Origin of the sequence: Mycobacterium sp. OAE908, from assembly GCF_017872775.1 — a bacterium.
In the GTDB taxonomy this organism is placed as follows: Bacteria; Actinomycetota; Actinomycetes; order Mycobacteriales; family Mycobacteriaceae; genus Mycobacterium.
On sequence record NZ_JAGGJL010000001.1, the window covers coordinates 1335185 to 1348373 of the forward strand.

The window sequence follows — 13189 nt, forward strand, 5'->3', positions numbered from 1 at the left end:
GCTTACCGCGGCGACATCAGCTCGGCCGCATCGGCCGGCACGTAGGCGGGATCATGCCCCAGGTCGATCTGCTTGTTGTCGGCGTCGACGAAAACCACGCGGGGCTGATACGTCCTGGCTTCGGCGTCTTCCATTGTGCCGTAGGCGATCAGGATCACCAGATCACCCGGATGCACCAGATGTGCTGCAGCACCGTTGATGCCGATGACACCGCTGCCACGCTCACCAGTGATCGCGTAGGTGACCAGCCTGGCGCCGTTGTCGACGTCGACGATGGTCACCTGCTCGCCCTCGAGCAGGTCGGCCGCGTCCATCAGGTCGGCGTCGATGGTCACCGACCCGACATAGTGAAGGTCGGCCTTGGTGACCGTCGCGCGGTGGATCTTCGATTTGAGCATTGTCCGTAACATCAATTCCTCCAAGGTAATTCGTGAGTCTCCTCAGGCCCGACACGTGGGTGGCCGTCGGTGGCGCCGGTTGCTCCGATGTCGATGGCGATGTTGTCGAGAAGTCTGGTACCGCCGAGTCGGGCCGCGATGAGCATGCGGGCGACGCCCTCCGCGGGAGCAGGACCCAGCATCACGTCGCGCACCTCGAGGTAGTCGACGTCGATCGCGGGCACTTCGTCGAGCACGGCGCGCGCGGCGTCCAGCGCCGATGCGGTGCCACCCGACGCGGCATACATGCCTGCGAGCAGCGCCGCCGAGAGCGCACCGGCCTGCTCACGTTCCTCCTCACTGAGATAGCGGTTGCGCGACGACATGGCGAGCCCGTCGGCCTCCCGCACTATCGGAACGCCCACGATCTGTGTGTCGATATTCAGATCGGCGACCATCTGCCGGATCAACACCAGCTGCTGGTAGTCCTTCTCACCGAAGAAGGCCCGGTCCGGGTGCACTATCTGAAGCAGTTTGAGCACGACGGTCAGCACACCGGCGAAATGTGTTGGGCGGGCTCCTCCTTCGAGTTCGCTGCCCAGCTGGCCGGGGTGTACAGAAGTGCGCATGCCGTCGGGATACATGTCGGCGGCCGTCGGTGTGAACGCGATTTCGACACCTTCGGAGCGCAGCGCGGCGAGATCGTCGTCGAGCGTGCGCGGGTAGGCGTCCAAGTCCTCACCCGCGCCGAACTGCAACGGATTGACGAAGATCGACACCACGACGACCGCGCCCTGCACCCGCTTGGCGGTCCGAACCAGCGTCAGATGGCCCTCGTGCAGCGCCCCCATCGTGGGCACCAGCATCACCCTGCGCCCAGTCGCACGCAGCGCCTTGGTGACATCTGAGACGTCGCGGGGGCTGGCGTAGACGTTGAGGTCACCGGAGGTGAACTTCGGTTTCGACATGGTCATGATTGTCCCGTCCCCAGCTGACGCGTGGGCCCATCGGCGAGCACGGAGAACACTTCCGCGGGCGCGTGGGCACGCTGCGCCGTACGCAACGAGTTGGCCCGATACGCCTGCGCCAGTTGCGGATCCACTTCTGCCAACGCCCGCAGGTGACCGGCGACGGCGTCGGCATCGCCGCGAGCCACCGGCCCGGTCAGCGCCGCTTGCCCGCGCTGCAGCGAGTTCTCCAGCGAGGCCCGCGCCAGCGGACCGATCACACGCTCGGCGATGCCGCCAGGTGCGTCACCGACAAGCTCCTGCCCCAACAGCTCCTGACCCCACAGGGCCGCACGCAATGCTTCGACGGCGTCGAGCAGCACGGTGACGACGTGGTTGCTGGCGTGGGCCAATGCCGCGTGATACAGCGTGCGAGCGTCCTCGCGGACACGGAACGGCTCTCCGCCGATCTCGAGCACCAGCGACTGCGCGATCGCGTAACCGACCTCGTCGGCGGCCGTGACGCCGAAGCAGGTCTCCGACAGCCGCGCAATGTCCTCGTCGGCTCCGGTGAACGTCATCGCGGGATGAATGGCCAGCGGTATGCAGCCCCGCTCGGTCAGCGGCGCGAGCACGCCGATGCCGTTCGCACCCGATGTGTGCGCGACGATGGTGCCCGGCCGAACCGAGGACGTGGCCGCCAGACCTGACACCAGGGCGGCGAGCTCGGCGTCCGGCACGGTCAGCAACAGCAGTTCGGCGCGAGCGGCGACCTCGTCGGGCGGCAGGATCGCGGTGTCGGGCAGGCGCCGCTCGGCGCGCTGGCGCGAAGCGCGCGAGATCGCGCTGCATGCGACCACCACATGATCGGCGCGCTCGAGCGCGACGCCGAGCGCTGTGCCCACCCGACCAGCGGAGATGATGCCGATCGTGAGGCGCGCCGGACGCAGTCCGTCCACCTGCTCCATCGCAGACGACCTCGCAAAATGTCTGGTTTCTTCGTTCCGGTCCTGCATTGCGGGTACCGGACGGTCGCTGAAAGCCTAACTCACTCGTCGCGGCGCCTGCGACGGCCGCCCCCGGTCGGGGTGGCCTGGAGCCGGGCCAGCAGCTCGGCAACCGATTGTCCGCCGGTGTCCTCTGCGCTGCGGTGCCTGCGCCCCTCGGACTCGGCAGGCGGCGGTTCGGTCGCCGGCTCTTGCTCGCGCTCGTGATGTGGCGGCGGACCGCCGGATTCCGCGTGCAAGGACGGCGGCGCGGGCGGGCGACCGGGGTCGGCCGCCTCCGGGGGTGCGGAGTGGCGGCCGCGGCGGAGCTCGGCTGACGGGGACTGCATGGCCGGCTGAGCCGGCGATTGGGCAGGGGCCGGCTGAGCCGGCGATTGGGCAGGGGCCGGCTGAGCCGGCGATTGGGCAGGGGCCGGCTGAGCCGGCGAATCGGTAGGGGCCGGCTCGGGTGCCCGTCGTCTGCCGACGTACTCGGCGGCCGAGCCGTTCTCGGTAGGCACCTCGGCGACCGGGGTCGGCACGGGCGCAACCCAGTTGCTACCCGGTGCGCCGGGGGGTAGCCACTGACCCTCGGCCGGTGCCGGCTGCCAATCGGAAGCCTGTGCTCCGGCTTCTTCCTTCGCAACCGGCTCCGGCTCGGGGCGCGGTGGCGGGGCCGGTGGTTCCAGTGGTCGCTCCTGTTGCGGTGGCTCCCAAGTGAATTGGGTGGTGGTCTCGTTGACCGATGGTGGTGGCGGCGGCGACCACGCGCGTGACTGCTCCTCGGCGCGATGGCGTCGGGCCCGCTCCTGCTCTGTCTCCGACGGTCGACGGTGCGCACCGCCGGTCATCGGCGCCCACTCCGCCTCAGGTGCGTGGGGTTCGGCCGACACGTCGATGATCGGGCTTTCCTCGGTGTTCGCATCGCCGTCGTCGGAATCTTCGGTGTCGATCCGGCTGGCGGTGACCCGGCCTGCGGATTCTGCGACCCGCGGCCAGTCGCCGTAGTCGCGGCTGCGATCGGTTTCGATCGCGGGCCGGTGCGACAGGTCGGCGTCGAACAGAATTTCCAAATTGGCCCGAAGCGCGGCCAATTCGGCCCGTAGACCGGCAACCTCGTCGGCGGCCTGTGCGCGGATCTCAGAGGTCAGCTCGCGGCGTAGCTGGGTTTCCACCGTTAGCTCATATTCGCGCCGCGCCGAGATCTCGCGGTCCAACTGCAGGTCATACACGAGCTTGAGGTCGCGCACCTTGGCCTGGTCGATGTCGCTTTGCCTGCGGTAGATCACCGAAACGAATGCCGCCACCACGGCGGCCCACAACGCCAGGATGACGGCCAGCTTCAGCAACTCCACCTTGTTGGTGAATACGAGCGCCGAACTCGCCCCGATGGCGAGCACCAGCAACACCGTCATCAGCAGCCAACCCGGCCTGCGGGCAGCGCGCCGGGAGCGCGTACCGCGGGACAGATCGGCCATGGGCCGACTGTACCTGCCACAGGTCATCTCGCGTGTCGACCCATTCGGCGATTCGGCCGTCGACGCCGCTGGTCAGTTACTCGGTCGCCCCGTCGGCGTTCTCGGGCGGCTCCTGTGGGGACTTGCAGCAATGCTGTAGCCATAGCGCAGCAATCACCAGCGCGAGCGCGCAGACGGCCGCCACGATCGCTCCCGCGGTGTCCTCGCCCGCCACCCGAAGCGTGCCGCGGCGCGGCAAAAGGTAGACCAGCACGGCGATCCACCAACCGAACACCAGCGCGCCCACCCACGCCGACGCCTTTGCGATCACCACGGACCGTGCCACCGCAAGCGGATGCAGCCAACCGCGCGCGTCGCCGATTTCGTTGTTGTTGATCTTGGTGCGTACATAGAACGCCCAGCCGGCCTCAGCGATCGCAACGGCAAGCAGCGACACCCCCGTCCACACCGTGATCGGCGGGAAGTAGCGGTACGCCAGCACGACGAACAAGTAGCCAACGACGGCGGCCAGCACCGTCGCGGCCGTCAGGTCACGCTTGCGAGTGGGTCCCATCAGTTCAGCGCCAGCTCGGTGACGCGCACACCGTCGCGGTCGGCAGCGTCGAGTTCGGAGAGCAGGTTTCCGACCCGGCGCGGTTGGCCTGCCACCGTCAAGACGGCATCGGGGTCGATCGCCAGCCACGGGATGAGTACGAATGCCCTCAGGTGTGCCAGGGGGTGCGGCAGCGTGAGTTCCGCGTCACGCGACGTCACTTCACGCTCAGCGTCATGACAGCTAACGAGATCAACGTCGAGAGTACGTGGGCCCCAACGCTGTTCGCGTACCCGGTTGGCCGCCGTTTCGAGCTCCTGTGCACGACGAAGCCAGCCATGCGCGTCCATGGCGGGGTCGTCGGCGATGAGCACCGCATTGAGAAACGGCCCTTGCTCGACCCCACCCCACGGCGGCGTCTCGTAAACCGGCGAAACCGCCCGTACCGCCCCCTCGAGACCGTCGAGCACCGACTGCAGTCGCGCCAGCCGATCACCGAGGTTCGATCCGATGGACAACACGACGCGCGTCATGCCGCTCCCCCGCGTCCGCCGCGTCGGGAACGTCGCGCTGTGACGGCAACATCGGTGAATGCCAGCGGGATCGGTGCCGACGGCTTGTGCACGACGACCTCGACGGCGTGCGCGCGTTCGTCGGTCATCACATCGTCGGCGATCGCGCCCGCCACCGCCTCGATGAGGTTGCGCGGCGGCCCCGCGACGATATCGGCGGCGCGCTGGGCGAGCCTGCCGTAGTCGAGCGTGTCGGCGAGGTCGTCGCTCGCGGCGGCGCCCGCCAAGTCGATCCATACCGTGATGTCGACGATGAAGTCCTGGCCGTCGCGACGTTCGTGATCGAACACACCGTGGTGGCCGCGAACGGTCAAGCCACGCAACTCGATTCGATCAGCCATGCTCAACCATTCTCAGCCCGTCCAAGCCTCGAGCACCTTCAGAGCGTCCACCGACGCCCGCACATCGTGCACCCGCACCCCCCACGCGCCGTGCAGTCCTGCCAGCGCCGAGATCACCGCTGTTGCGGTCTCCCTTCCGTCCGGCGACCGGGGCTCGCCGTCGGCGCCCGCCAGCAGTGAGCCGAGGAAGCGTTTGCGCGACGCGCCGACGAGCACCGGGATACCGGTGTCGACGAACTGCGGCAGCGCACGCAGCAGCGCCCAATTGTGTTCTGCGGTCTTGGCGAAACCCAAGCCGGGATCGATGATCAGCCGGGACTGGTCAACACCCGCATGCACGGCCGCATCGACGCTTGCCAGCAACTCGTCACGCACTGCGGCCACCACGTCGCGGTAGTTGGGCGCCTGATGGGGTGCCTCTGCGCCGACCGAGCGCCAATGCATCAGCACCCAAGGCACTTTCGCGTCAGCGAGCAGTGGAGCCATGTTGGGGTCGGCGCGCCCGCCGGACACGTCGTTGACGATCTGGGCGCCGTTTTCCAGCGCCGCCTGTGCCACCTCGGCGTGCATCGTGTCGATGCTGACCGTAATACCTTGCCCGGCAAGCTCTTTGATGACGGGTAGCACGCGGGCTGACTCGACGCGCGACTCGACGCGGGTGGCGCCCGGCCGGGTCGATTCGCCGCCGACGTCGATGATCGCTGCACCCTGCGCGGCCAGCGCCAGTCCATGTTCGACGGCGCGGTCACGGTCGAGGAACAGTCCCCCGTCGGAGAAGGAATCGTCGGTGACGTTCACGACCCCCATGACCTGCACGCGCGTCGTGCTCACTTTCGCAGGATCAGATCCAGCGCCTCGGCACGCGATGCCGCATCGCATTTGAACTGCCCGCGCACCGCCGATGTGGTGGTGATGGCGCCGGGTTTACGCACGCCGCGCATCGCCATGCAGAGGTGCTCGGCCTCGACGACGACGATCGCGCCGCGCGGATCGAGCTTGCGCATCAGCGCGTCGGCGATCTGCGCAGTCAGCCGCTCCTGCACCTGCGGGCGCTTGGCGTACAAGTCGACGAGGCGCGCGATCTTCGAGAGGCCGGTGACCCTGCCGTCCTTGCCGGGGATGTAGCCGACGTGCGCGACGCCGTGGAACGACACCAGGTGGTGTTCGCAGGTGGAGTACATCGGAATCTGCTTGACCAACACCAGTTCGTCGTGCTGTTCGTCAAAGGTGGTGTCCAGCACGGTATCCGGGTCGGTGTAGAGCCCGGCGAACATCTCCTGGTACGCCCGCGCCACCCGGGCGGGCGTGTCCTCGAGACCATGGCGGTCGGGGTCCTCGCCGACGGCGATCAGCAGTTCGCGGACCGCGGCCTCGGCGCGCGGTTGGTCAAAGACACGGTGGCTCACCGTGGCCGAGTTGTTGTGCGACGTCTGCGGTACCGCTCCTCGCGTGCGCGGGGTCATCGGAGCCTCCGTTTATCTGTCAGCCGTTCGGGCGGCCGCTGTCATGGCCCGGATCCTCGTTGGCGCCCTGCGCAGGCGGAGCGTCCTGTACCCCAGGAGCGTCCTGCACGGGCGGAGCATCCTGTACGGGCTGCGGATGTCCGGTCTGCGGGTAGGGCTGATACGGGTAGTGCTGCTGCCAGTGGGGCGGCGGGTACCAGTACCCCTGCGGTTGGGGGTACGGCTGTCCCGGCGGCTGGCCCTGCGGTGGCCAGCCGGGCGCGTGCCATCCGGCTGGGGCGCCGTAATCGGGCTGCGTCGGCGCATTCGCGGGGATTCCGTTGGCGCCGTTGCCATTTGCGCCGTTCTGGTGGGCCTGGCGCGCGGCGGCCTCCTGGCTTGCCTGCGCGATGGCCGCCTTGAACGCGGGCTCGGGGATCGGCTTGGGCCACGGCTCGCCGCGTTCGATGGCGAGCTCGCCCGGCGTCTTGATCGGCGGCTTGTCGGACGGCACCCGGCCGCCGAAGTCGTCGAACATGGTGAGCCTGGGCCGCTTCTTCACGTCACCGAAGATGGCCTGCAGTTCGGCGCGGTGCAGGGTTTCCTTCTCCAGCAACTCGCCTGCGAGCGTGTCGAGCACGTCGCGGTATTCGGTGAGTATCTCCCACGCCTCGGTGTGCGCGGCCTCGATCAGCTTGCGCACCTCGTCGTCGATGATCTGCGCGACCTCATGGCTGTAGTCGGCCTGCGTGCCCATCGTCCTACCGAGGAAGGGGTCGCCGTGTTCGGTGCCGTAGCGCACCGCGCCCAGCTTGCTGCTCATGCCGTACTCGGTCACCATCGCACGGGCGATCTTGGTGGCCTGGTCGATGTCGGAGGACGCCCCGGTGGTCGGCTCGCGGAATACCAGTTCCTCGGCGGCGCGCCCGCCCATCGCGAACACCAGTCGGGCGATCATCTCCGAGCGGGTCATCAGGCCCTTGTCGTCCTCGGGCACCGCCATCGCGTGGCCGCCGGTGCGGCCGCGGGCAAGGATGGTCACCTTGTAGATCGGGTCGATGTCCGGCATCGCCCACGCCGCGAGCGTGTGACCGCCCTCGTGGTAGGCGGTGATCTTCTTCTCGTGCTCGCTGATGATCCGGCTCTTGCGCCGCGGCCCGCCGACGACGCGGTCGACCGCCTCCTCCAGCGCGGGGCCGGTGATCACGGTGCCGTTCTCCCGGGCGGTCAGCAGCGCGGCCTCGTTGACGACGTTGGCCAGATCGGCGCCGGACATGCCGACGGTCCGCTTGGCCAGCCCGTCGAGGTCGGCGTCGGGCGCGATCGGCTTGCCCTGCGAATGCACGCGCAGCACCGCGCGGCGGCCGGCGAGATCGGGGTTGGACACCGGGATCTGGCGGTCGAAGCGGCCCGGCCGCAGCAGCGCTGGGTCGAGGATGTCGGGTCGGTTGGTGGCCGCGATCAGGATGACGCCCTGACGGTCGCCGAAGCCGTCCATCTCGACGAGCAGCTGGTTCAACGTCTGCTCGCGCTCGTCGTGCCCGCCGCCGAGGCCGGCGCCACGCTGGCGACCGACCGCGTCGATCTCGTCGACGAAGATGATGCACGGGCTGTTCTGCTTGGCCTGCTCGAACAGGTCGCGCACCCGGGACGCGCCGACACCGACGAACATCTCGACGAAGTCCGAACCCGAAATCGTGAAGAACGGAACCCCGGCCTCGCCTGCGACGGCCCTGGCGAGCAGCGTCTTGCCGGTGCCCGGTGGGCCGTAAAGCAGCACGCCCTTGGGGATCTTGGCGCCGAGCGCCTGATAGCGGGTCGGGTTCTGCAGGAAGTCCTTGATCTCGTAGAGCTCTTCGACCGCCTCGTCGACACCCGCGACGTCGGCGAACGTGGTCTTCGGCATGTCCTTGGAGAGCTGCTTGGCCCGCGACTTGCCAAAGCCGAAGCCCATCCGCCCGCCGGTCTGCATGCGGGAGAACATCACGAACAACCCGACGAGCAACAGCAGCGGCAGCAGGTAGATCAGCAGCGAGCCCAACATGCTGCCCTGGTTGACCACGGTGTTGACCTTGGCGTTCTTCGCGTTCAGCGCGTCGAACAGCGGCACGGCGTACCCAGTGGGGAACTTGGTGATGACCTTGTCGCTGTTGTCGGTGTCGGCGTTGCCGTTCTTCAGCTCGAGCCGCAGTTGCTGCTCACGGTCGTCGATCTGCGCGCTCTTGATGTTGTCGCTGTTGATCTGGGCCATCGCCACCGAGGTATCGACGGGTTTATAGCCGCGGGTGTCGTCACTGAAATAGAAGAACGACCAGACCAGCAGCAGGATCACGCAGACCGCCGTGACCGTGCGAATCACATTTTTCCGGTTCATCAAGCATCGGCCCTCGTGGGCCAGGTCCTTCCATACGCGCAGCTGGAAACCTCAAGGCTACCGCTAGACCAACGAACAGCAGTTCCCGCGGTTGTCTGGCCCTTCCGCCGAACGTGGGTTACCCGCACGCTTGTCGCGCTCGAAGCGTGACACGAGCCCACACTCGGCCCCGGCAGAACACACTCTTTCGGCGACCGTTGCCCTGTGCTTGGCTGTGGTCGTGCTCACCTCGACCGAGCGGTTAGTTGAGACAAACGGCGTTTCACTGCGGGTGTACGAAGCCGGCGAGCGCGGCGCACCCCTGGTCGTCCTGGCACACGGTTTTCCCGAACTGGCTTACTCGTGGCGCCACCAGATCCCGGTGATCGCGGCGGCGGGCTACCACGTGCTGGCTCCCGACCAGCGCGGCTACGGCGGCTCGGACCGTCCCGACGCTGTCGAGGACTACGACATCCATGCGCTCACCGGCGACCTCGTCGGCCTGCTCGACGCCGTCGGCGCACGACAAGCGACATTCATTGGCCACGACTGGGGTGCCATGGTCGTCTGGCACACCGCCGTCTTGCACTCCGGGCGCGTGCGGGCGGTCGCGGGCCTTTCGGTTCCACCCATCCCGCGGGCACGGTCGCGCCCCACCGAACGCTGGCGGCAGAAGTTCGGCGACGACTTCTACATGCTGCGGTTCCAGAAGCCAGGCGTGGCCGAGGCCGAGATGGAAGCCGACGTCGCCGCGACGATGAGCGGAATGTTCGCCGGGCTGTTGACCGGACCCGCGCCGCTGCCGGACTGGATCAGCGCCGACGAATTCGAGCACTACGTCACCGAGTTCAGCAGGACGGGCTTCACCGGCGCGCTGAACTGGTACCGCAACTACGACCGCAACTGGGAGTCGACGCCGCAGCTCGCCGACGCGAAGATCACGGCGCCCGCGCTGTTCGTCGGCGGCACCGCAGACCCGGTGGGCCACACCATGAACCCGGCCCGCGCGCGTGAACTGGCCGTCGGCCCCTACACCGAAAAGTGGATCGACGGTGCGGGCCACTGGGTGCAACAGGAACGCGCCGACGAGGTCAACCGAATCCTGCTGGCATTCCTGACCGAACTGGAGGAGTCATGAGCGGTAAGCCGATGAAGTTCGGAGTCTTCATCACGCCGTTTCACCCCGTCGGTCAATCTCCAACCGTCGCACTGGAATACGACCTCGATCGCACCGTCGCACTCGACAAGCTCGGATACGACGAGGTCTGGTACGGCGAACACCACTCCGGCGGCTACGAACTGATCGCGTGCCCGGAGGTGTTCATCGCCGCAGCCGCCGAGCGCACCAAGCACATCAAGCTGGGCACCGGCGTGGTGTCGCTGCCCTACCACCATCCGCTGATGGTCGCCGACCGTTGGGTGCTGCTCGACCACCTGACCCGCGGACGCGTGATCTTCGGCACCGGCCCGGGCGCGCTGCCTTCCGACGCCTACATGATGGGGATCGACCCGGTCGAGCAGCGGCGGATGATGCAGGAATCCCTCGAGGCGATCCTGGCATTGTTCCGCGCGGCGCCAGAGGAGCGGGTCAGCAGGCATTCCGACTGGTTCACGCTGCAGGAAGCCCAGCTGCACATTCGTCCGTACACGTGGCCGCATCCCGAAATCTCAACGGCGGCAATGATTTCCCCGTCCGGTCCGCGGCTGGCGGGTGCGCTTGGTACCTCGCTGCTTTCGTTGTCGATGTCGGTGCCCGGCGGCTATGCAGCGCTGGAGAACACCTGGGAGGTCGTGGTCGACCAGGCCGAGAAGTCCGGCCGTGACGAGCCGGACCGCGACGACTGGCGGGTGTTGGCCATCATCCATCTGGCTGACACCAAGGAGCAGGCGATCGACGACTGCACCTATGGGTTGCAGGATTTCGCGAACTACTTCGGAGCGGCCGGATTCGTGCCCTTGTCGAATTCGGTTGAGGGAACGCAATCCCCGCGCGAATTCGTGGCCGAGTATGCAGGCATGGGCAATTGCTGCATCGGCACGCCCGGCGATGCAGTGGCCTACATTCAGGATCTGCTCGATCAGTCCGGTGGGTTCGGCACGCTGTTGCTACTCGGCCACGACTGGGCCTCGCCCGCTGCCACGTACCACTCGTACGAACTGTTCGCGCGTGAGGTCATGCCGCATTTCAAGGGGCAGCTGTCCGCGCCGCGGGCCAGCCACGATTGGGCAAAGGGCATGCGCGACAAGCTCCTTGGCCGGGCGGGCGAGGCCATCGTCAAGGCGATCAACGAGCACACCGACGAGCTCAAAGAGCGCGAGCAAACCTGATGCGCGCCTCCGTTCTGCGCGACGGCCGCATGGTACTGCGCGACGATGTCGCCGAACCGGTTCCCGGCCCCGGCCAGGTGCTCGTCGGCGTGAAGGCGTGCGGAATCTGCGGCTCGGACCTGCATTTCGCCAAACACGGCGCCGATGTGCTTGAACTCAACGATCAGATCGAGGGCTTCGGTGGCGGCGGCATGAATATCGATCTGAGCCGTGACGTTTTCATGGGTCATGAGTTCAGCGCCGAAGTGCTCGAGGCGGGGCCCGACACCGTGGCGCCTGCGCCCGGCACGCTGGTCACCTCCCTGCCGGTGCTGCTTTCGGCCGGCGGCATCGAGCCGATCGTCTACTCCAACAGGACGATTGGCGGCTACGCGGAGCGGATGCTGTTATCGGCTCCGCTGCTGACGCCGATCCCCAATGGACTGGACCCGCGGCACGCTGCGCTGACCGAGCCGATGGCCGTCGGCCTGCACGCGGTGAACAAATCTGCTATCGAGCGCGGTGAGGCCGCTTTGGTGCTCGGTTGCGGGCCGATCGGCATCGCGATCATCGCGGGGCTTCGCCACCGCGGTGTGGAAACAGTTGTGGCGGCGGACTATTCGGCCCGCCGACGCGAACTGGCCCTCGCGATGGGCGCGACGTCGACCGTAGACCCCGCTGATGGGTCACCGTTCGACAGCGCGCGCCCCACGGTGGTGTTCGAGGCAGTCGGCGTGCCGGGCATCATCGACGACATCCTGCGCCGGGCGCCTGTCGGTGCGCGCGTCGTCGTCGCAGGAGTGTGCATGCAGGCCGATAGTTTCCATCCGTATTTCGCGATCGCCAAGCAGATCAACGTGCAGTTCGTGTTGGCCTACGACCCGACGGAGTTCACCGATTGCCTGCGCGCGATCGCCGAGGGTGACGTCGACGTGGCGCCGATGATTACCGGTGAGGTCGGCCTGGACGGCGTCGGTGCGGCGTTTGACGAGCTGGCGCACCCCGACGCGCACTGCAAGATCCTGGTGGCTCCCTGAAGGTATGGTGCGAGGCATGCCGATCGCAGCGAGAGCGAAGATGTCCACCCGTTTCCTCCTTCTCGCCGCGGCGGGGCTTGCCGCGGTTGGTCTCTCGGCCTGCGACTCCTCCTCTGGCCCAACGGCAACCGGCGACAAGGACGCCCGGCAAGTAACCGTCGTCGGCGCGGGCGAGGTGCAGGGCACGCCGGACCGGCTCACCGTCAACGCGTCGATCGAGTTCGTCGCACCCGACGTCAGCGGCGCCATGAACCAGACCAGCGACCGTCAACAGGCGGTCATCGACGCGTTGGTGGGCTCGGGCATCGACCGCAAGGACATCAGCACGTCGAATGTGAGCCTGCAACCGCAATTCGCAGGCGGCGACAGCACGACGATCATCGGCTACCGCGCCACGAATTCGATCGACGTGAAGATCCGCAAACTCGACAGCGCATCGCAGGCGTTGGCGTTGATCGTCAGCACCGGCGGGGACGCCACGCGCATCAACTCGGTGAACTATTCGCTCGAGGACGACTCGCAACTCGTCAAGGACGCGCGGGCGCGGGCGTTCAACGATGCCAAGGACCGCGCCCAGCAGTACGCGCAGTTGTCCGGTCTGAAGCTCGGCAAGGTCATCTCGATCACCGAGTCGGGCGGCTCGACACCGCCGACGCCCGTGCCCAACTTCAAGGGTGCGGAGATGGCGGCCGTGCCGCTGGAGCCCGGCCAGCAGACGGTCGGCTTCTCGGTGACGGTGATCTTCGAGCTCACCTGACTTTGCGCACACTCGCGCCGCGCCGAGCGTGCGCGAAATGTCCGCAACTAGCGGCGTGTC

General features: G+C 67.5%; 14 protein-coding genes. 4 read left to right on the top strand and 10 right to left on the bottom strand.

The features are described from left to right. Positions 1-2: 2 nt before the first annotated feature. From J3E61_RS06460 to ftsH, 10 genes are all read right to left on the bottom strand, one after another. Positions 3-410 (bottom strand): aspartate 1-decarboxylase, encoded by a 408-nt coding sequence (locus J3E61_RS06460; protein WP_192725214.1) that lies wholly within the window; start codon positions 408-410, stop codon positions 3-5. Beyond that, positions 410-1351, bottom strand: a complete 942-nt coding sequence (locus J3E61_RS06465) for a pantoate--beta-alanine ligase (RefSeq protein ID WP_192724435.1) — start codon at positions 1349-1351, stop codon at positions 410-412. Before J3E61_RS06465 ends, J3E61_RS06460 begins: the two co-directional genes overlap by 1 nt. Next, entirely contained in the window at positions 1348-2292 is a 945-nt protein-coding gene (locus J3E61_RS06470; RefSeq protein WP_210082995.1) for a DUF2520 domain-containing protein, read from the bottom strand. The genes J3E61_RS06465 and J3E61_RS06470 overlap by 4 nt, the downstream gene beginning before the upstream one ends. Positions 2293-2372: 80 nt before the next feature. After that, positions 2373-3788: a hypothetical protein gene (locus J3E61_RS06475; RefSeq protein ID WP_210082996.1), complete on the bottom strand. Its 1416-nt coding sequence runs from the start codon at positions 3786-3788 to the stop codon at positions 2373-2375. A gap of 76 nt (positions 3789-3864) precedes the next feature. Then, a complete protein-coding gene (locus J3E61_RS06480) occupies positions 3865-4341 on the bottom strand; it encodes a DUF3180 family protein (RefSeq protein ID WP_192724438.1) in 477 nt (158 codons plus the stop codon). Next, positions 4341-4853 (bottom strand): 2-amino-4-hydroxy-6-hydroxymethyldihydropteridine diphosphokinase, encoded by a 513-nt coding sequence (gene folK / locus J3E61_RS06485; RefSeq protein ID WP_210082997.1) that lies wholly within the window; start codon positions 4851-4853, stop codon positions 4341-4343. Before folK ends, J3E61_RS06480 begins: the two co-directional genes overlap by 1 nt. Continuing rightward, entirely contained in the window at positions 4850-5233 is a 384-nt protein-coding gene (gene folB / locus J3E61_RS06490; RefSeq protein ID WP_192724440.1) for a dihydroneopterin aldolase, read from the bottom strand. Before folB ends, folK begins: the two co-directional genes overlap by 4 nt. A gap of 12 nt (positions 5234-5245) precedes the next feature. Next, complete coding sequence (gene folP, locus J3E61_RS06495) at positions 5246-6112, bottom strand: dihydropteroate synthase (RefSeq protein ID WP_210082998.1); 867 nt, start codon at positions 6110-6112, stop codon at positions 5246-5248. After that, a complete protein-coding gene (folE, locus tag J3E61_RS06500; RefSeq protein WP_210085457.1) occupies positions 6061-6639 on the bottom strand; it encodes a GTP cyclohydrolase I FolE in 579 nt (192 codons plus the stop codon). The genes folP and folE overlap by 52 nt, the downstream gene beginning before the upstream one ends. Positions 6640-6715: 76 nt before the next feature. Then, complete coding sequence (ftsH, locus tag J3E61_RS06505; protein ID WP_210082999.1) at positions 6716-9049, bottom strand: ATP-dependent zinc metalloprotease FtsH; 2334 nt, start codon at positions 9047-9049, stop codon at positions 6716-6718. A gap of 220 nt (positions 9050-9269) precedes the next feature. On the opposite strand from ftsH, the gene J3E61_RS06510 reads away from it, so the two are divergent. From J3E61_RS06510 to J3E61_RS06525, 4 genes are read left to right on the top strand one after another with little or no spacing between them, the layout of a single operon-like run. Further along, positions 9270-10166 (top strand): alpha/beta hydrolase, encoded by an 897-nt coding sequence (locus J3E61_RS06510; protein ID WP_210083000.1) that lies wholly within the window; start codon positions 9270-9272, stop codon positions 10164-10166. Then, complete coding sequence (locus tag J3E61_RS06515; protein ID WP_210083001.1) at positions 10163-11356, top strand: LLM class flavin-dependent oxidoreductase; 1194 nt, start codon at positions 10163-10165, stop codon at positions 11354-11356. The genes J3E61_RS06510 and J3E61_RS06515 overlap by 4 nt, the downstream gene beginning before the upstream one ends. Next, positions 11356-12372, top strand: a complete 1017-nt coding sequence (locus J3E61_RS06520; RefSeq protein WP_210083002.1) for a zinc-binding dehydrogenase — start codon at positions 11356-11358, stop codon at positions 12370-12372. Before J3E61_RS06515 ends, J3E61_RS06520 begins: the two co-directional genes overlap by 1 nt. A gap of 16 nt (positions 12373-12388) precedes the next feature. After that, positions 12389-13129, top strand: a complete 741-nt coding sequence (locus J3E61_RS06525) for an SIMPL domain-containing protein (protein WP_192724447.1) — start codon at positions 12389-12391, stop codon at positions 13127-13129. The last annotated feature ends 60 nt before the right edge of the window (positions 13130-13189 follow it).